Origin of the sequence: Brasilonema bromeliae SPC951 (assembly GCF_012912135.1) — a bacterium.
GTDB lineage: Bacteria > Cyanobacteriota > Cyanobacteriia > Cyanobacteriales > Nostocaceae > Brasilonema > Brasilonema bromeliae.
In genome coordinates, this window is the sequence record NZ_QMEB01000103.1 from 1 (window position 1) to 20,233 (window position 20,233).

General features: G+C 42.5%; 16 protein-coding genes and 2 pseudogenes. 11 read left to right on the forward strand and 7 right to left on the reverse strand.

Annotation, left to right across the window (positions count from 1 at the left end; translation table 11 throughout):
• The first annotated feature begins 171 nt into the window (after positions 1–171).
• Entirely contained in the window at positions 172–615 is a 444-nt protein-coding gene (locus DP116_RS14365; RefSeq protein WP_169155839.1) for a hypothetical protein, read from the forward strand.
• 403 nt (positions 616–1,018) lie between these two features.
• On the opposite strand, the gene DP116_RS14370 is transcribed toward DP116_RS14365, so the two are convergent.
• Positions 1,019–4,372: a tetratricopeptide repeat protein gene (locus DP116_RS14370; RefSeq protein WP_169155840.1), complete on the reverse strand. Its 3,354-nt coding sequence runs from the start codon at positions 4,370–4,372 to the stop codon at positions 1,019–1,021.
• A 314-nt stretch (positions 4,373–4,686) separates the two neighbouring features.
• Between DP116_RS14370 and DP116_RS29310 the strand changes: the two genes are divergently transcribed.
• On the forward strand, positions 4,687–6,399 hold the full coding sequence (locus DP116_RS29310) for a serine/threonine-protein kinase (RefSeq protein ID WP_246275629.1): 1,713 nt from the start codon (positions 4,687–4,689) through the stop codon (positions 6,397–6,399).
• Positions 6,400–6,854: 455 nt separating this feature from the next.
• Here the strand turns inward: DP116_RS29310 and DP116_RS14385 are convergent, their stop codons facing one another.
• The 4 genes from DP116_RS14385 to DP116_RS14400 form a co-directional block, all read right to left on the reverse strand.
• Positions 6,855–7,055 carry an NblA/ycf18 family protein gene (locus DP116_RS14385; protein ID WP_048869703.1) on the reverse strand — a complete coding sequence of 67 codons (201 nt, stop codon included), beginning with the start codon at positions 7,053–7,055 and terminating at the stop codon, positions 6,855–6,857.
• A 598-nt stretch (positions 7,056–7,653) separates the two neighbouring features.
• Positions 7,654–8,319 carry a phycobilisome degradation protein NblB gene (gene nblB / locus DP116_RS14390; protein WP_169155841.1) on the reverse strand — a complete coding sequence of 222 codons (666 nt, stop codon included), beginning with the start codon at positions 8,317–8,319 and terminating at the stop codon, positions 7,654–7,656.
• A 225-nt stretch (positions 8,320–8,544) separates the two neighbouring features.
• On the reverse strand, positions 8,545–9,006 hold the full coding sequence (locus tag DP116_RS14395) for a CBS domain-containing protein (protein WP_169155842.1): 462 nt from the start codon (positions 9,004–9,006) through the stop codon (positions 8,545–8,547).
• Positions 9,007–9,188: 182 nt separating this feature from the next.
• On the reverse strand, positions 9,189–10,232 hold the full coding sequence (locus DP116_RS14400; RefSeq protein ID WP_169155843.1) for a M42 family metallopeptidase: 1,044 nt from the start codon (positions 10,230–10,232) through the stop codon (positions 9,189–9,191).
• Between the two features lie 191 nt (positions 10,233–10,423).
• On the opposite strand from DP116_RS14400, the gene DP116_RS14405 reads away from it, so the two are divergent.
• The 8 genes and pseudogenes from DP116_RS14405 to ilvD all read left to right on the forward strand — a co-directional run bounded on the left by DP116_RS14405 (position 10,424) and on the right by ilvD (position 16,496).
• On the forward strand, positions 10,424–11,029 hold the full coding sequence (locus DP116_RS14405; RefSeq protein ID WP_169155844.1) for a pentapeptide repeat-containing protein: 606 nt from the start codon (positions 10,424–10,426) through the stop codon (positions 11,027–11,029).
• 186 nt (positions 11,030–11,215) lie between these two features.
• On the forward strand, positions 11,216–11,377 hold the full coding sequence (locus tag DP116_RS14410; protein ID WP_169155845.1) for a QAALIT motif small membrane protein: 162 nt from the start codon (positions 11,216–11,218) through the stop codon (positions 11,375–11,377).
• Positions 11,378–11,468: 91 nt separating this feature from the next.
• Entirely contained in the window at positions 11,469–12,239 is a 771-nt protein-coding gene (locus DP116_RS14415) for a pentapeptide repeat-containing protein (RefSeq protein ID WP_169155851.1), read from the forward strand.
• A 68-nt stretch (positions 12,240–12,307) separates the two neighbouring features.
• Positions 12,308–12,931: a TenA family protein gene (locus DP116_RS14420; protein ID WP_169155846.1), complete on the forward strand. Its 624-nt coding sequence runs from the start codon at positions 12,308–12,310 to the stop codon at positions 12,929–12,931.
• Between the two features lie 125 nt (positions 12,932–13,056).
• Positions 13,057–13,477: pseudogene (locus tag DP116_RS14425) on the forward strand (XisH family protein).
• Complete coding sequence (locus DP116_RS14430) at positions 13,465–13,800, forward strand: XisI protein (RefSeq protein ID WP_169155847.1); 336 nt, start codon at positions 13,465–13,467, stop codon at positions 13,798–13,800. Before DP116_RS14425 ends, DP116_RS14430 begins: the two are co-directional and overlap by 13 nt.
• Positions 13,801–14,268: 468 nt before the next feature.
• Positions 14,269–14,688 (forward strand): pentapeptide repeat-containing protein, encoded by a 420-nt coding sequence (locus tag DP116_RS14435; protein ID WP_169155852.1) that lies wholly within the window; start codon positions 14,269–14,271, stop codon positions 14,686–14,688.
• A gap of 121 nt (positions 14,689–14,809) precedes the next feature.
• Positions 14,810–16,496, forward strand: a pseudogene (gene ilvD, locus DP116_RS14440) (dihydroxy-acid dehydratase).
• A gap of 3 nt (positions 16,497–16,499) precedes the next feature.
• Here the strand turns inward: ilvD and DP116_RS14445 are convergent.
• Both DP116_RS14445 and DP116_RS14450 read right to left on the reverse strand, forming a co-directional pair.
• Complete coding sequence (locus tag DP116_RS14445; RefSeq protein WP_169155848.1) at positions 16,500–17,861, reverse strand: hypothetical protein; 1,362 nt, start codon at positions 17,859–17,861, stop codon at positions 16,500–16,502.
• Positions 17,862–17,971: 110 nt separating this feature from the next.
• Positions 17,972–18,637 carry a hypothetical protein gene (locus DP116_RS14450; RefSeq protein WP_169155849.1) on the reverse strand — a complete coding sequence of 222 codons (666 nt, stop codon included), beginning with the start codon at positions 18,635–18,637 and terminating at the stop codon, positions 17,972–17,974.
• 779 nt (positions 18,638–19,416) lie between these two features.
• Between DP116_RS14450 and DP116_RS14455 the strand changes: the two genes are divergently transcribed.
• Positions 19,417–20,157 carry a hypothetical protein gene (locus tag DP116_RS14455; protein ID WP_169155850.1) on the forward strand — a complete coding sequence of 247 codons (741 nt, stop codon included), beginning with the start codon at positions 19,417–19,419 and terminating at the stop codon, positions 20,155–20,157.
• Positions 20,158–20,233: the final 76 nt, after the last annotated feature.

The following is a 20,233-nucleotide window of genomic DNA, read 5'->3' on the forward strand; positions in this document are numbered from 1 at the left end:
AAATCTTTCCCTCTCCTTAATAAGGAGAGGGATGCCCGACAGGGCAGGGTGAGGTAGAAATCATGAATGCAACGCGCGTATCCGTTTGGCTAACTTTTTCCGTAATCTCAACCTCCGCCAATGTAATGTATATTTGTTTGTGCCTACAATCTTCAATAACCAAGGTTCAGCATGACTCAACTTTCTACCGCCGAAATCGAGCAATATCGCGAAGTTTTGCCAAATGATGCATCTTTCCAGTCAGCACTCACTCAGATCGAACAACACAACGGCGACATTGACTCTTATTTAGATGAGATTTTGTTAGATAAATTCGGTGCGACGAGAGACTATCAAAAATCTCTGCGGGAAGTGACACTCAAGCGGTTGCGCAAAGAACTCTGCGGCGCTGATGATAGTTTCCGTACCAAAGTGCAGGAATACAAAAGAAATCCAGCAAGTGCGCCGTTACTCACAGGGTTGATTGTCTCATTGCTAGCTATGACTGGAGTGCCACTCGATCCGACTATTGCTACTGTTATTGTGTTGTACATTGTCCATGTCGGCATCGATATTTTTTGTGAGTATACCGAACCAGATGCTGATGCTTTGGGAAACCAACCACCAAAAAACTAATCCTGAAGCACCTTATAAGTGGTTACGCACAATTATTTATGTCATTGCAAGCGAAATGAAATGTAGCGAAGCAATCTCAAGCCCTTGCGATTGCTACCCTATGGCTGACGCCACGCCTTACGGCTATCGGGAAGCCGCTAGCCCCTAAGGGGGCGCTGCGCAAACGCGTCTACATTCCGCTTCGCTTCATTCGCAATGACATATAGGAATCATATTTGATTTTTCTCGTTCCCTGGTTCAACCAGGGAATGCCTACGATGAGGCTCTGCCTCATCAAACATCAGTACAATTATTGAATTTTGACTAGATCTGTGAGTGGAGGCAGCAGCCCGACTTGATTACATTCCCATGCCGAGCATGGGAACGAGAAATCTGAAATCGCATCATCAAGCCTGATTTCTAACTACTCTGGTAATCTCTCTAAATCCTCCCGTACTACCTCAGCGCTAGATTCATTCTTATACTCAACATATATCTCTAAAGCTTTTTGCAAATTAGCTCTCGCCTCCGGGTAGTTTTCCTCTGCTTGTGCAAGCAATCCTAAACAGTAGTAGGTGCTCGCACAAGAGTAGCGCTCGCCAAAATCGATAAAAATTTGCAAAGCTAGTTCGTAATTGCGCCTTGCTTCTGAAAATTCTCGCCAAATTTGGGCTACCCATCCCAACTGGTGGTAGGTGCGAGCACAAGAGTAGCGATCGCCAAATTCGATTGTGATTTGCAAAGCTTGTCGGTAATTGCGCCTTGCCTCATCAAATTCTCGCAAATCTTGGGCTACCATTCCCAAGTTGTGGTAGGTGCTTGCACAAGAATAGCGATCGCCAAAATCGATTTTGATTTGCAAAGCTAGTTCGTAATTGCGCCTTGCTTCTGAAAATTCTCGCAAATCTTGGGCTACCCTTCCCAACTCGTGGTAGGTGCTAGCTTTCCAACGTTGTTTTTGTCTTTCTTCTTCACTGCCAAGTGCATCATAAAATTCCAAAGTCTTTTCGTAAGACTTTCTTGCTTGTTGGTACTGCTTCGTTTCCAGTTGACATGTGCCCAGTCTGTGAATTGCAAATGGTATCTGATAACCTAATTCACCCTCGATAAATACTTGTGGATACTTTTGTAAACGTTGACAAACCATTTCTGCTAACTTCAGGTTACTTTGGTTATCGTTAATAAACTCAAAGTATTTGTTTAAACAGAAATATATACTGATATTCTCTTGCTTATCCAAACAGATTTGCAGCGCATTGTAGAGATTTTCATACTCCAAGCGGCAGAAGTCTATACCCAATTGCCTCTCTTGCGCTTCCTTGGATTCCATCAACTGATTGTAAAAATTTGCTCCTCCCTCATAGTGATTTTTAAATCCTGATTGCAAAGCTTCACGAGTTTCCTCATCAAGAGTCTCCAGCTTCGTTTTCAAAAAGTAGGGGAATACAGGTTGAATTGCCAGAAACGGTAAATCCTCCTCCCCCCCTCTCCTTGTAGGAGAGGGGCTGGGGGTGAGGTTCATCGGTGAAAGCAAACCCCAGTTAATTGCTTCTTGAATCGCCTCATCAAATTTCTCAAAATGATAATCTTTGAATGGTTCCTGTGTTTGCAATTTCTTGATATAGTTTGGAATATCCCTACGGTTGATAAACCCACTAAAAGGAGCCAAGCACAACAGCAGTTTTTGCGCTTCTGGTGAAAGATTGCTGTGGGAATATTCCACACATTTGAGAATACTTTTCGTCTTCTCCTCATTTCCCGTATCCAACTTCACATCAGCCGACTGCAACGCCGAAAGAATCTCCTTGGGCGATTGGTTTTTCAAATTCGCCAGCACGACTTCCATCGCCAAAGGATACCCCGCCAACAGTTGCATCAACTTCTGAAAATCTTCGTCTTGGCGAATAGCGAGAATGCGCTTTGCTGTGACATGGCTTTGGAGAATTGCCTGTGCTAAGTCAGAACGTGCTTCTTTGTCTAGCCCTTGCAATTCATAAATATTGTTTTTAAAAGTCGTTGCTTGCAACCAATCTTCACGACTGCGGGAACCCAGTATCACTCGCGTTCTTCCGCCTACCAAGCGCGTCAAAAAATCTTTGATTTGGTTACGTTCTGTTTCTGGGAGAGTATTTTGAATCGCCAGCGGTTGCCCAGTCACGGATTCCAAATTATCTAGAATCAAAATATAAGATTCAGCGCGGAGTTTTGCTACCAATTTTGGCACTTGCACCGTCTGGTTCATCGTTTGAAAGTTGGCTAACTCATTACGTTTATACACTCGCGTACCAATTTCAAACAAAATTTGTGTTAATGTCCATGCTTTGTGATCATACCCAAAATAAAAAATATCTTTCGCAAAACACGTCCTCTGCCACCATTGGCGCAAATATTTCAGCAGGGTTGTTTTGCCTGTTCCCCCCATTCCCTGCAACAGCAAGATATTGTGTCGCAGTAATGACTTTTCAATTTTGAGAATTTCCAAATCTCGCCCGAAAAATCCATATTCTGGCGACGTGAAGCGATATCTTTCACCTTCAGTTTGCCAAAATTCCTCTTCTTCTTGTGGCGTGAATTCTCGCAGGTTGAACTTCACAGCTTGATTGCTGTAAACCACAGGTAGCAACCAATCTTCCAAATCAATGTGCTTGTTGAAATAAGCTTTGCGCTTTTTGTCATTAAAAAGTTCCAGCCTGCCCAGCCGTATCGCTTCGCTGATATCCTTGTGATCAAATAGATGAGCATAAACTTGCTGCATCATCAGCTTGGCAGCATCCACCATGACGGTATACCCCATCGCCACTACCATCTGCATCCCTGCAGCCATCAACTGACTTCCGAGACTGGTTTCTCTGTAGTCATTCTCCGCATCTTCCATTTTCACCTGCTTTCCCGACTGACAAGCATTGAGAAGACACACAGGAATTCCCTTACCCATCAGTAGATTCGCCAACTCCGTCGCCTCCACCGGATCTGCATCGCCTTTGGTTTCCCCTTCCAAAAACACAAACGCCTTCACTCCCTCGTAAGGTTGCAAATCATAGCGCCCCCATCTCAACTGATAAGCATAAGGATTTGCGGTTTCCTTTTGGATATCGTTATATTTCATCAGCGCACCGTGGGTGTCAAAGTGGATGATGTGATAAAACCCTGGGCCTTTTTCTTCCAGATGTTTTGCTAGTGCTTCATAAGTACCAGGGCGCAGTAACTCCACATTAACTGCCAACTGACTATTTTCAATCGCTTCAATCAGCGATCGCGAAATGGTACGATAACCAACATCTTGTTCTTCATTCGGTCGTGCTATCACCACCAGCAAATTAATCACAGGTGACTGTGGAACATCAGCCCGTTTTCCTGCACGTTTAACACTCTTACGCACCATCACACAGTCTACCGCCAACGGTTGCGGATAGCCAGGTTCCCACAAAGCTTCCCAGTGGAGTGCTTGAAAGTCCGGAGTTTTCCCGACAATTTCTATCTGTAGGGGATTATGCCCTTTACCTAGCCGCTGATATTGACTATAAGCATCTCTATCCGTAAAAACTTGGTTAAATAAATTTTGCCCATACTTTTTAATACTGGCGGCTGCCCTCTGGGCTATAGCTGTGTCACTAAAGGGAAACTCCAACCACTCTTCAAAATACCACTCCAGTTCTGTTTCTTCTTTAGAAGTGAATGGGTTAGCGATTGTAACTAAATATTCTTCCTCTTCAAATCTGAGAGTTACCTCAAAGCCGGTGTCGGTTTTCTCTTCTTCCCGAATCGTGATGACTGGCATGGTGTGACACTTTTAACACAAAAAGGATATCTATTTATAAACTACACATTCACTGTTTGCGTTTCCGTATAGCTGCATCATCTGCAGGGCAAAGCGGTTGGAAATTCTCTCTACTTACGACTTCCACTGACGCTGGGCACTATTTGTTACATCTAATTTGTGGATGTTTTGGTTATTATTGAGTATAATTTAAAATTATTTAGTGCTATATAACACTAAATAAGTAAGCAAAAACACTATATACTTTTGTCTGTATCAACTTACAAGTTGTCAGCAAAGCTGGGTTCTCTACTCTTAAACTTTGGAATCGATTTATGTCAGATCCCAACATTGGTCGTTTACTCGGCAAACGCTACGAACTCCAGGAGATAATTGGTACTGGAGCAATGGGTAGAGTCTATCGTGCTAAGGACATTTTGTTGGGTGGCGTACCCGTTGCTGTTAAGTTTCTTGCTCTATCCACCCAAAATCAAAATCTGCGAGTGCAAGAACGCTTTGAGCAAGAAGCAAAAACCTGTGCCATCCTTGGACACAAAAGCATCCACATTGTCCGAGTCATGGACTATGGCGTAGACGAGAATAATACTCCGTTCTATGTTATGGAATACCTCCAAGGAACCAGCCTGAGCAATCTCATCCGCCACCAACCACTCTCTTTACCAAGATTTTTGAATTTGGTGCGTCAAATTTGCTTGGGATTACAGTGCGCTCATAATGGTATCTTTGTAGAAGGCAAAATATGCCCAATTATTCACCGCGATATTAAGCCCAGTAATATAGTGGTCATTCAAGACCATAGTTTCGGCGAATTAGTCAAAGTTCTAGATTTTGGTATTGCCAAGTTACTACATGCCGATAGCAGCTATACTGACTACTATTTAGGCACTCTTGCTTATTCTTCTCCCGAACAGATAGATGGTCAGGAATTAGATAACCGTGCTGACATTTATAGTTTGGGAGTCATGATGTTTGAGATGCTTACAAGCAAAATTCCCCTAGTCGCATCAACCAACTCTTTTGGAGCATGGTACAAAGTACACCACTATCAACAACCACGTTTTTTTGCTGAAGTTGCACCCAATCTAGAGCTACCACAGAGTGTGAAAAATTTGGTTATGAGTTGTTTAGCCAAAACACCAAGCTCACGTCCCCAAAGTATAAACGAAATTCTTCAGGTTCTGCGATCTTTAGAACAGGGCGATCGCGCAAGTCAAACTTTGCCAAATATTAATCAACCTCCAACTGTCTGTGTCTCAGTCAAAACAGATGTTGATACCAGGTTGCATTCAGAAATAGCATTTACAAATGGGGGAGCAACAGAGAGTGAGAGAACTAGAGAGTATGGGAGTATGGGAGTGTGGGAGTGTGGGAAAATATCCTTCCCGGACTCCTCATCCCACCTACTATCTTTGAATCCAACTCAGTATGAAGACAAAAGCCAAGCAGTGACGCTATCATCTGGATCGATAGAGGAAATTGTACAGCAAGCTTCTTGGCCCTCGAATAAACCGATCGCCGATATCGTCTTTCCTAGTCCTCTGGATTTGAATGGTAAGGTAATACCCGCCTTGTGGGTGATGTTACCGCATTTGGAAATTCAAAAGCGTTTGGTTTGTAAGCGCTATAATCAATTTCTTTTTATAACTTCTCCTCACCCCATGCTGCTATGGATTACCCTCATCTACAACGCTAAACATGGTGCAAAATGGCTAACATACTACATTGATCTCAAAACAACTTTCGGGCAAAAAATCACTCGCCTACTCAGACAAACAGGTTACTACCCGATACTGTTCTTTACTCGGGAGACACCAAATCGTTGTGTTGATGTATTACTCTCAAGTATTGCTTCTACACAACGCCTGTGGTTACATCACTGGGTAACGATGAGCAACAAGCTGGTATCTTCTGCCGAACCACAATTTAGTAAAACTTTACTTAAAAGTGAGTATGAAAAGATTAAGCCCTATATTTTGGCAAAGATAGAAGCAACTGATACAGATTCCTCATTTGACCTTTTCGTCTGAAAAGAATATACTGTAAAACAGTGTCATTTTTATACCATCATTCCATCCTTGTGTAAAGTCTTTTTAAGAAAATATGTATACAATCATGAACAAAGTTATAAGAAATGTAAATACAAAGAATATGAACAGTAAAATTTAGAGTAAACTAATGACTGGGCTTACATGCGCGCTTACGAGTCAAACGCTGTTTTTTGAAAACACGTGCAATGGCATTTATCGTCAAAACCTGCAATTAAGCAGCAGTGTAGTGTCATAAATGCATACATATCGTCATGTCCAATTGTTTTGCCAAACGTTCTGCGTCACCAAGTGAAAGTCACTTGATAAGATGAATTATCGTTGGGAAAATCTCTAATCGTAGTTGCTTATGATTAGTTGACGCCCCGGCATCCCCAGCTCGTTTCCTCCTTGGAACTGAGCAAGAGAAGGAGGTCGCCTACTACGGCGCTAACACTCTATGCTGCCCAGCTCTCACCAGAGTCTATTCCCCATTGGTGCTTAAGAAGCTCTTTATAGGTCGCTTCCCGAAGTACCATCTGTTCATAGAGCTTGACTAAAAAGTCTTTAGCTTGATCATGGCTCATGTGCTGGACTTGAGTTGCAAATGAGCAAATGTTGAATTGCTGTTCGAGCGTCAGTTCGATTGGTTGATTCATGATGAACTCCTAAAAAGAAAAAGTAAAGGTGATATGGCTGTCAGGTAAAGTGATAAGGTATGTCGCAGGAGCTTTATTTGTCCAAAACATTTGTACCTCCGTATTACGAACGATAACAATAGTTTGACAAATTGCCCATACCCTAATGGGTAATTTTTGGATTGTGACACCTTGTTCTTAAGCCAACTGATATAGACCCCAAGTCTGTTGCAGCAGATTCCGGGAAAATATAGGTTTTTGAACCCCTTTTTTTGGCAGGAACTCCCTTAGTTTTCCCTAGTTTTAGATTGGGGTTTGTTTTAAGATGTAGAGATTTTTACATAACTACACCGAGACCTGCACAGGTTATTGCGCTCTTGTCCCACAAACCCTGTTTCTTTAGGGTATTTCAGGTAGGTAAAAATGAATTATATTCGCCCTACCTCATTGAGTGCAAGATGTCAATTACACAAAATATGATGATTAGCCTCCTGAGTTGAGAACTGAGGAGGCTATAAGTATATTTATCAAACTGTAAACGGGAAAAAAGCTCAGTATGAACAAATTTTTAGTGGTATGGAGCAATACGGTTCACTGAGTCATGCTAAAGCCAGATGCTTCAAGCCTCGGTTAAAGATTTCTTGGCTTCCGTTGCAACAGCTTCTGCTTCATCATTCGCCAAAGTTTCCAATATGGATTTTGCATCTGTACCGCCTAAACGACTCAAGGCTTGCACCAGCCGATAGCGCACTTGCCAATCTGGATCTGTTGCATAGGGAGCCAACAAGGGAATAGCCTGCGAGTCTCCCAACTCGCCAAGAGAACTAATGGCTGCAGTTTTGACTAAGTCATTATCTGAAGAAAGTGCCGTCTTGAGCAACTCAAAACTTCTTGGATCGTTCAACTCTCCTAGTGTGGCGATGATGCTGAATTGTACAATCCACTCGTTGGTGGTTTGGTAAAGTTGTTGTAAATCGTCAAAAGCCTCACGCAGCCCAAGAGCACCTAAACAATCTGCTGCTGCTGCTTGAACATCGGCTTCGGGATCATTGAGCAAGCGATCGCGCAATATGTTTAAAGATAAATCTAAATCTTGTTTACCCAGCGTATCCAACTGACTCACAGCTGAGTAGCGCACACGGGAGTTGCTATCATTAATCGCATTTTGAACCAACTCAAAACCTAGCTTTGGCTCTAATTGACGGATTTGGTTAACTGCTCGCAAGCGATCGCCTAAATCTTGAGATTCCAGCAGTTCCTTAACAGATTCAGGAGTAATGCTCATTTAATGATCCTAATTTTCAAAGATGTTTTTAAAAAGAGTTAACCAGTTATCAGTTATCAGTTATCAGTTATCAGTCATCAGTTATCAGTCATCAGTTATCAGTTTGAAGAATAATTCAGAATACAGGAATTCTTGATTCCAAAGGAAGAAATAAAGAATTTAGTTTTCCGACTTCCGACTTCTGACTTCTGACTCCTGACTTCTGACTCCTTCACTGTTCACTGTTCACTGTTCTGCAGCCATTGCGCGAATGATGTCACCACGGGTGAGGATACCAATAACTTGGCTCTCGCTGTCAAGTACTGGTAGGCGGTGGACGTTGCGATCGTGCATGAGTTTAGCAGCTTCTGTGACAGTTTTGTCAGGAGCGATCGTGATCGGGTTTTTGCTCATGACTTCGCCAACAGTTTGCCCAAGTGCTTTGTGCAAGTCACGTTCATAATCTGCGGGATTTTGCAAATAGATGACGCTATCAAGAAACATAATGTAAGCCGGAGGGGTTACACCAGTTTGTTGCCACATTAAGTCCGTTTCTGAGATAATACCGACTAACTTCCCAGCGTCATTCACAACTGGTAGTCCACTAATGCGTCGTTCTGCCAGGATTTTAATCGCTTCCTGTAGAGGAGTTTCTGGTTCGACGACGATTGGATCACGGCTCATGATATCGGCAACTATCTTAGGCATTGGCTTACTTTCAGAACAACTCAGAATATAGAATACAGAATTGGTGGGGATTCAGGATGGAAGAATTTTCTTTACGAATTAATTCACCTACCTGGGTTCATTGTAAAGACTTGTGGGTATTAACTTTATCACGTTAATACATTGTTACTTGTAGAGAAATGAGGGAAATAGAGGAAGAATAATTACTCAAATTCCGTCTCACAAAAAACTTGTAACAAATCAACACAGTTAGCAATTGCTCCTAAGTGGGCGATTTCGTATCCGTGAGTGTTTTGTGTCGGAAACGCCAAACAAGCACCGCGAGCAACATGACCAAATTTCATCGCAATCGAAGCATCACTACCAAAACCACTGATTGTTGCTAGCTGTACTGACATATCTACTTGCTTGGCGCAGTGACGCAGTTGTCCATTTAGCGTTTCATCGTAAATTCCATATCCATCTTGAAAAAGTATCACAGGGCTTTCCCCGTCCTCAATTGGATATTCTGATGAGAGAGGACAAATTTCTAAAGCAATCAAGGCATCTAAGCGCTGGTTTTGAGTAAAGAAAAGTGCTCCAATTGCTCCCACTTCTTCTTTTGCTGATGCGACTAGATACACATCGACTGCTGGCTGTTTTACTTTTTCGGCAAGTGCTAGTAAAATTGCTATTGAAGCTTTGTTATCTAAGGTGTAACTGGCAATATAGTCGTTTAACCTCGTTGGACGTTTTCGATGCTTGCCAATAACCATTCTGGTACCTGGTCGAATACCAGCTGCTTCCAATTCAGTAGTGGTACGTTTTGTTTCTATCCAGGCATTTTCCCATTTGACAGGAGTGTCTTCCTGTTGGACTTTTTGGGGAGATTCGTGGGAGACGTGACGGGAACCAAAACTGAGAATACCGCTCACAGTTGTGTTGTCTCCTAGTAAGTCTACCACTCCTTCGCCATAAACCCAGGGGAATGAGCCGCCTAGCTTGCGAACTTCGACTCGACCTTTTTCGCCAACTGTTTTCACAATTGCGCCTATTTCATCTTTGTGAGCAGTAATAGCAATCTGTCTAGTGGAATCTAGCCCTTGAATTTTAGCAATGATATTGTCAGCGCGGTCGCACCACACTTCCACTCCTAGCGCCGCAAATTGCTGTATCAAAAATTTGTTAATTTCTGTTTCTGCACCACTAGGAGAATGATGCATGACTAATTGTTCAATTGTGTGAAATAAGCGATCGTAATTGCACATCGTTAATTTTAACTGAACTTCAGTGTACTTTATAGGACTTACGCACGAGTTACGAAAGAACAAGACTGTAGTTACGACTTACGTCGCAATGACGCAACTACGTTATTTTTGCGTCAGTCCTGCTTTAGTCAATTGAGAACTGCTATAAATAGTAGGCAAAAGCCCAAATTTATACCACTCAAGCAGGACAAATGTATCACCAACAACGCCAAAATTTGCTTTTCACCCTTTCCGCGATACTGACTGGAACAACTCTTTTAGCTGGAGTTGGAATCTACGTAGTGCTCAAAGGCGTGGAAACACCAGTTGCAGTACCCAAGCAAATAGTAAGCACACAAGATATAACAGAAGCACCTGTCGATACATTAACTCCGCCTCCAGAAGACACATTAGTTTCATCACCAGAAGACACACAAGTCGTAACAATTCAAACACAGCGAAACGAACTGGGGAAAAACCTTGGTGGTGTGAATTGGCAAGGAAAGGACTTACGGACGATGAAGCTGCGTAATGCTAACTTAGGCGGTGCGAATCTTGCAAACACTGACTTGAGTGGTGTTGATTTGAGTGGATCTACCTTGAGTGGTGCGAATCTTGCAAATGCTAATTTAAGTGGTGTGAATTTGAGGAGTGCTAATCTCGGTGGTGCAATTCTTAACAATGCCAATCTTCGCAATGCGAATCTGAGTCACGCCGATTTCAGGGGTGCCAGGCTTGATAATGCTAACCTTAAGGGAGCTATTTTGAAAGGAACTCTTCTAGAAGGTGTAAACCTGAATAACACAATTATGCCTTAGAAAGTTCGTTCTAGGTAAGCAACTCACGCACATGATACTACGTCAGTGACGAGCGTCACTCAAATAATTGATATTAGTCACTTTCCCCAAATTTGTTTATCTCTTAGCTTGGGAGTGAAGACAAATCATCCTTGTACTTAGACTACAAGTACTGATTTCTTACTTGGCAGTTGTGAGGAATAACTTATGCGAGAAAAACTATTGCTAGCTGTTACTCTGACATTTGCCTTGAGCTTGTTTACAGAACTGAACTGGTTTTCTTCAGCCCGTACAACCACAGACAAGACAAATTCTGATTCATCCGCTTTCACTGTCACTCAACGTCATAAAGAGAATTATACGCCATAGCAACAGTGATATAACTAGGAAAATAAAAAAGATAAAAAGATATGTCTAAGGAAACACTGAGTCTTCAGGGAAAGACATTGCGACGTCAATGATGAAAAGCCAAATTCTAGCCACCGCTGTATTTTTCACGCTTATCAGCCTCAGCCAGACAATTCAAGCAGCAAATATCGATCACGTCAGACAGTTATTAGCAAGCAAACAGTGTCAAAACTGTGATTTAGCCGGGGCTGGTTTGGTGATGGCTGATTTATCAGGAGCGGATTTAAGTAAAGCCAATCTTGCAGGTGCTAACTTGAGCCGCGCTAACTTGAACGGTGCTGATTTGAGGGGTGCAAACTTGAGTGGTGTTGGTTTATTTGGTGCTAACCTCACCGAAGCGAATCTCAGTGGGGCTAATTTGCAGAATGCTGATTTGCGAAATACTTATTTAGTTAACGCTCAATTGAATGGTGTGAATCTTAATGGGATTAATTTGCAAGGAGCAATAGGCATACCATTGCAAATTGCTACACATGAGAAATTTTATGCTTGGGGTGTTACCGAAGCAAAAAAAGGCAATCAACAGCAAGCAATTGATTATTTCAATCAGGCTATTGTCATGAAACCTGATTATGCAGGTGCTTATCTCGCTCGTGGTGTTGCTCGTTACCAAATATTTGACCGACAAGGTGCATTTCAAGACGCCCAAGTTGCTGAAAAATTGTTTAGAACCCAAAAAAATAGCAGTGGAATACAAACAGCACAAGCTTTTATCAAAGAACTGCAAACACCTTACGAAACTAAGGTAAAACCAAAACAACCTGATTTCATTGATTTTGTAGGAAGTGTTGGCTCTTTACTACTCCAGTTTCTGCCATTTTAGAGAGGAGGATTAGTGATTAGTCGTGAGTGGATAGTAGTATTTAATTGACAACTCATCGCTTATGACTCATGACTATCTCAAAAGAATTATGGCAAGCAAATCAAGACATAGCCCAGGCTTGTCTTGAGCATCCCTTTGTCCAAGGTATCGGTGACGGTACTCTTGAGCAGAAAAAATTTGGCTATTATGTCGGACAAGATGCTTTTTTCTTGGAAGCCTTTGCTCGTGCTTACAGCATAGCCGCAGCTAAAGCACCAGATTTTTCAGTATTTACTACATTTCACTTTTTGGCTGATGGAGTTTTGCAAGAACTGAAACTTCATGAAGGTTATGCTGCAAAGTGGGGAGTCAGTTTGCATTCTGTGGAACCTGGAGTGACTACCCGTCGCTATACTGATTTTTTATTAGCAACTGCTTGGAGTGGTGATGTGGGTTTAACTGCTGCGGCTATGTCTCCCTGTATGCGTTTATATGCTTTTTTAGGGAAACAATTGGCTGGTGATAACATTCCCAATCATCAATATGCGGATTGGATTCGTACTTATAGTGGCTCAGATTTTCAACCACTAACCCAACAATTGGAAGATTTGGTTGATTCTTATACGAGTCGCACGACTTTGGTAGAGTCAACTTATCGTTATGCCATGTTGTGTGAGCGAGATTTTTTCCAAGCAGCATGGGAATATTTATAAATCGGCGCTTGTGTTTGCTCCTGATCAAAATCAGGACTGATACCAGTCGCCAGGGCGCGGGAAAACCATCTGCTGGGCGATATAATGAGGTAGCATGAAAGCAGAAAATATCATTGTGGATACCTATGTCTGCCAAAGATGTCTTTCATGAAGTTGTCAAGAAAGCTTTACAAAAAGATGGTTGGCAGATAACTCACGATCCACTTTCATGAGCGTGTGGGTGGCGTGAATATGTCAATTGATTTGGCAGCAGAAAAACTCATTGCAGCAGAACGAGAAGGAGAGAAAATTGCTGTCGAGATCAAGAGCTTTTTGGAAAAGTCCTCTGCAATCTCGGAATTTCATACAGCGTTAGGGCAATTTATTAATTATAGGGGTGCGTTAAGGCGGCGAGAGCCAGAGCGTATTTTATATTTAGCAGTGCCTATGACAATTTACAACACTTTTTTTCAACTTGATTTCCCTAAGGAAATGGTTCAAGAAAATCAGGTCAAGATGATTATTTATGATGTTAAGCGTGAGGTGATTTCAGAATGGAAAAATTAGTGCTATACCGTCAACTTGTACAGCAGTTATTATTAGAATACGGCAAGCAAAAACCAGCTTACGGGGATATTGAGGTTGAGAAAATTTTTGATATAAAACGTGATCACTATCAGATTGTTCACGTAGGTTGGGAAGGGGATAATTGGGTGCATAGCTGTATCGTGCACATAGACATTAAGGGTGGGAAAATTTGGCTTCAGTGGAACGGTACAGAAGATGATATTGCCTCAGATTTGGTTGCAGCAGGAGTTCCAAAGGAAGATATCGTGCTGGGGTTTCAATCTCCTTTTATGCGGCAGTTTACCGAGTATGCCGTAAGTTAGTCAGTTCTATTGTCTATCTAACCTGAACCAGACACTTGTGAGTGAAGATTAATATGCAAACCGCTCTATTTTGTCTCCTCTGAGAGTACATTTAAAAATGTTTGAGCAACTACCATCACGACTTCAAGTATACTATCACATCTGATTTCCTATCTGAAGAATCAAGTCAACTGCGTCGTGGTTGGAATTATATATGAAGCGTAAGAGAACTACACTCATTAAGTCAAAAAACTTGACAAACAATCATAAGTGCAAATTGTCTAATATACAACTTTAATTGGTGGTAGTGTTTACGCCCTAACAAACTATCATTTGTGAGTTGTTTACCAATGACTTAGTTTGAATTGCCATCATGATATTTTGTCAATTAATGAGAGAATTTGTCACAACTTGACTTGATGACACAATTCACACTAAAGTCTGTTCTTTGAGGCACACTGCATGCAAGAAGTATTGTTAAATCGTGCAATGAGCGTAGATGATTTATTGAAACGCTATCACGCAGGAGAAAGAAATTTCAAAGGTGTAAACCTGATAGGTGGTTACCTAAATGGAGTCAATCTCAGCGGAGCAAGTTTAAAAGGAGCTTCCTTAAGTGAAGTTGATTTGAGTAAAGCAAATTTGGTTGGCGTTGACTTGACAGAAGCATCTTTAGTAAGAGCTAACCTGACGGGGGCTAACCTCACAGGAGCGAATCTGAGTGGAGCAAATCTTCATGAAGCAAAGCTCACAGGAGCTATCCTTGATGGAGCAGTGTTGAAAATGGCAGATTTGATAGATGCAGATTTCACCGCTGCAAATCTAGAGGGAGCTAATCTGTACGGGGCACACATGATGGGTACTCTGTTGCAGGGTGCGATTATGCCAGATGGTAAAATCAACAATTAGCTACGGTAGCTATCATATTTCGGCAAACGCGTGAACATCAGCTCTAAAGTATCTGATATGTTGAAATAATTACAAAGGAAATGTGCCAAGAGAAAGATGACGGCGCAGGGGAATTATCAAAATGTCAGAGAATTTAAGAAGCCAAGTTGTAACGCAAGGAGTGCAGCGATCGCCCAACCGAGCAATGCTGCGCGCCGTTGGTTTTCAAGATGAGGATTTCTCCAAAGCTATTGTTGGTATTGCCAATGGCTATAGTACTATTATCCCCTGCAATATGGGGATCAACAAATTAGCACTAAGAGCAGAAATTGGCGTCAGAAATGCCAAGGCAATGCCGCAAATGTTCGGTACGATTACCATCAGCGATGGCATTTCTATGGGAACTGAAGGGATGAAATATTCCTTGGTATCGCGGGAAGTCATCGCTGACTCAATAGAAACCGCTTGCAATGGGCAAAGTATGGATGGTGTTCTTGCCATTGGCGGTTGCGACAAGAATATGCCAGGGGCTGTTATTGCTATTGCTCGCATGAACATCCCTGCCATCTTTGTTTATGGCGGTACCATCAAACCCGGACATTACAACGGACGCGACTTGACTGTCGTCAGCTCTTTTGAAGCAGTCGGTCAATACAGCGCTGATAAAATCGACGAGAAGGAATTATTGGAGGTTGAGAGAAGGGCTTGTCCGGGTGCTGGTTCCTGTGGTGGAATGTACACGGCAAATACTATGTCTAGTGCCATTGAAGCGATGGGGATCAGTTTACCTTACTCCTCCACGATGGCAGCAGAAGATGAAGAGAAAGCCGAAAGTACTGAAAAATCTGCTTTCCTCTTAGTGGAAGCCATTCGTAAGCAAATCCTTCCCTCTGAGATTATAACTCGTAAATCCATAGAAAATGCTATTTCTGTCGTCATGGCGGTGGGTGGTTCCACAAATGCAGTGTTGCATCTGCTGGCAATTGCCCACGCTGCTGGTGTCGAACTGACCCTAAACGACTTTGAAACTATCCGTGCTCGTGTCCCAGTATTGTACGATTTCAAACTCATTGGTCGATATGTAGCCACAGATTTACACAAAGTGGGTGGTATTCCTCAAGTCATGAAAATGTTGCTCGTACATAACTTGATACACGGAGACTGCCTAACTATTTCTGGACAAACAGTAGCCGAAGTGCTGGCTGATGTTCCAGAAGAACCACCTAGTAATCAAGACGTTATCCATCCTTGGAATTATCCAATGTATAAAAAAAGAACATTTAGCCATCCTCAAAGGTAACTTGGCAACAGAGGGGTCTGTCGCTAAAATTACTGGGATAAAAATACCTAAAATTACTGGACCAGCACGGGTTTTTGAATCTGAGGAATCCTGCTTGGATGCGATTTTAGCAAAGAAAATTAACCCAGGGGATGTCATCGTCATCCGCTACGAAGGACCCAAAGGTGGTCCTGGAATGCGGGAAATGCTGGCTCCCACCTCGGCTATTATTGGTGCTGGTTTGGGTGATTCAGTGGGACTCATAACCGATGGACGTTTTTCTGGTGGTACCTACGGTATGGTTGTTGGTCACGTTGCGCCAGAAGCAGCAGTTGGGGGGGCGATCGCTCTAGTAGAAGAAGGCGATACCATCACCATTGATGCCCATGCTCGTTCACTACATTTACATATATCTGATGAAGAACTAGCCCATCGTCGTGCCAATTGGCAGCCACTTCCACCCCGTTACACCAGAGGTGTGCTGGCAAAATATACCAAATTGGTATCTTCCAGCAGTCTTGGTGCAGTAACGGATTTGGATTTGTTTTGATTTCTACATCCGTACACCGGGCTTGAGCCACTTTCTGTAGCTGAGTATAGACATGATCATCGTCAGCAACAAAAGAGGCGTTAAGGTTGATGACTCTGGTATACGCTGTGTTGGTGGTGGACTTACCGGAGGTGGACTTACCGGAGGTGGACTTACCGGAGGTGGACTCACCGGAGGTGGACTCACCGGAGGTGGACTTACCGGAGGTGGACTTACCGGAGGTGGACTTACCGGAGGTGGAGTTTCACCCGTCGTTGGGGGTGGAGTTTCACCCGTCGTTGGAGGTGGAGTTTCGCCCGTCGTTGGGGGTGGAGTTTCGCCCGTCGAGGGTGGAGTGACAGCTACGGTCTTTGAGGAATTATCATCCCCACCGCCAAAAAGAAAAGGTAGAAGAATTAAGGGAATACCAGCGAGTGCCCAGTATGGGAACCCGCCACCTCCGCCTCGTGTGACAACATCTCCTTCAGGGATCGGAGCAATCTCTTGGCTAATCACGTCTCCCTCAGGCAATATTGGGAGTCCCCCTACAACGACATCTCCTGGAAGACCTTGACCAACAATCTGGTCAAACTCTTGAGGAATACCAGCATTCGGACGGTTAAAGGGACTTGCCTCTGGCGTGTATGGTGCGGAGAGGACATCAAGAAGCTTCCCTTCTAGTTGCTCCTCATTGCCACTGTTCAAGGCACGCAACCCTTGAGAGACCTTACTCACATAATACTGCTTGACCTCTGGCGGCAAATCTTGAGATTGAATCTGCTGCTTCCAATTGGGAATTTTTGCGACTTCTTCCAACAGCAAACGCCCATAGGAGTATTTCAAATTCAGTAAGCCACTGCGAGGGTCAAGCGAGTTCCCAGATCCTTCAGGTGACCAGTAAAAGTTCTTGGTTACCTGTCCTAGACCTGCTTGGGGTGTCCGACTAACTGTTTGCCCAAGAGTATACCGATATCCATCCATAATATAAGGACTGTCGTTTTGCCAGAATGAGGTATACGGTATCTTTTCAAGATTAGGATTATTTCCATAGAAAGAGGCAAAATTTTGAAAGTTTTGCTGTCCTCCAGCGGCTCGGATCACGAGGTCATTGTAACTAGGTCCGTTGTTGGATTCCACTAATTGCTGTAGTACTGCTCCAGACTTGTTACAAGCAGCACCAAATCCTACGCTACATCCAGGAATGACTCGCATTTTACTCAAATCCTGGCCGGAGAGTTGATACCGCAGATAATTTGACTCCAGTCCTGGCTGGACACCGTAATGCCCAATACTGAGCTGAGCAAGTGCCTGCTGAGGCGCACTCAGTATTGCCGCCATATAGGATGAAAACGCAATAATACTTTTTGTAATACGAGACTTAAACAAGATGAACCTCCAGTAAACAAGGCAGTAGGGGATTGAAGAAAAAGCAATTTCAAATTCAAAAAGATTATTTTGAGAGAGTTTTTTGAATTTCGTTTTGATGTTGAATTTTTCTACACTGTGCCTCGAAGGGATTTCGCCTGAGAGACTGGAGAAGAATCTAAATTTTGAGGCGAGGTAATGTTAATCGTGATTGCTGTGCCCTGAAGTTGTCCTTGTGTAATGGGCTGATATACCACAAATCCACGGCTTGTTAGGTCAAAAAGATACCCTCGACCTGAGGCAGGCACTTTTCCTTGCTTGACCAGAGAAATAAACGATTCTAAATACCTTTGGATACCTTGACGATCCCCTTGATTTGTATTCGTATAGTTTGAAATCAGGCTCATGAACAACTCCAAGCTGCGAGCATCCTGTCCCTCAGTCAGAGTCCCATTTTCTAAGAAGGAACTAGCTACAAGCGCTCCATTGACTTGTTGCACTTTGAGGAGAGTGTAATAGCGCTTCTGTTTTGTATTATCTCTGACATAACAAACCCAGGAACCATCTGGCTTCTGTGTAAAACCTGCCTCTGCCAGGTAGGAAAGTGGAGAAGGGCTTTGCTTACCTACGGCTGTTGGCAGCAAATTTTCCACGGTATCGGAAGAACAAAGATTTTGTTGTGTTGTTGTTTGTTGGGGAGTCGTTGGAGTTTCCAGCGCTCTTGCAACGTTGGTAGAGGCTGCTAATGCAGACACAGACAGGCTGAATACACTCAGCAAACGGATAATGACATTCATGGGACTTGTGACAGTGTATAGCTCAAAAAAAGTAGTGTTCCCGAGTCAAATAATAGGGTTATAAGACTTTTTTCTCAGATGTCATGCTCGTAACATATGAAATGCTAGGGTGAACTAGGTTGTAAATCTTCACATGGAACATGAGCATCTATTATTTCTGTATTATTTGTGTGACAGTGTCTTTTTATTATGTGAATAAGGGCAAAGCTTGCTAATTTGCAAGAATGTGCCAAAAATAAGCTAATTGATTAGCAGAGATTGCTTATCAGGAGGTTCATACATTGCACTAAGGCATATAAGTTTGATAAAAGACTGGGCTATGTGTTTCTTCTTTTTTGACGTCAAAGCTAAGATCGGTGTTCCCTAATAACCTTTGGATAAGTGCATGGGTAGTGGATTTACAAGCGCTTAACGCCTGCTATTTCAAATCATTTATGTTTTATTTGTAACAAATAGTACTTGTCTATATCTTCTAACCTAGGAAAGATTATTAGTTATCAATGAAGGATGAATTGTAAATTTTATGTCTAAGTAGAAAAAGAAATTCGTTTCAAGATCATCGTGCACTAATTTTTGAGAGTACTCAATCATTTTACAAGCCTGTGACGACCATCTTATGAGTAAAGATGAATGGACAAATACAGACAGCTATTATCAATGCACTTATATCTAGGGATAGAATATATCATCTAAGAAAATTGATAATCAACCGGACAAATTTTTGGTTACATTGAATCAAGTTCTTCATCTTGCTTTCAGTGTCCGTTGTGAAATACCCTATGGCACTTCTAGCCGAACTCTGTAAAAATATAAGTCTAGGTTTTCAGCAGACGAAAGATTTTCTTAACCAGAGTGTTAACTCTTTCACGACATCAGCACAACAGATTGGGGAGTCTTGGCAGGAAAGAGCATCTCAAGCCACTCATCGGACTGTTGATACAGTGACGACAACCCTTGAGCAAGCTAAAGCTTCTGTTGAACAAACGTTGCAATCAGCAGACAAAGTAAAGAATACAACATCGGTGGCGGTTCAAACAGCCATTTCTTCTGCTATGAGTCATTGGTTTGAGCAACATCCTACACTTTTGCGGCTGGTTCAAATTCTCGGTTGGGCGGCTAACCACCCAATCATCAGTTTAGTGATTCTGGTTTTTGCCCTTGCTGTTATTTGGAGCCTCATCAAAGCAATTGGTCGTATAGTTGAGTCAGCCAGTTTATCAGTTTTGCAAGTTCCTTTGAAATTACTCCAAGCTGTTGCAAAGTTCAGCTTTGTATCATTTACCAAAGTTGGTAGCTTGGTCTTTAAGCAACTGACCGATACGAAAACCACTGATAGTATACCAACGGTACTACCTACAATCTCTCCTATTCACAAGGATAACCAACAAAGATTGGTAGAAATTTCTACTCGACTAGAGGAAATTCAACAAGAACAGAATCAGCTTTTACAAGAAGCTGCAGAGCTTTTGGCTTCAGAAAAAATTGATAGAGAAGCACAAATGCAGCACTATATCAAATAAAGGGTAGCAGATAAGGCTGAACGACTTTGAAAGTTTATAGCACTCTCAACACTTTTATACTTAAGTGGGATAAAGT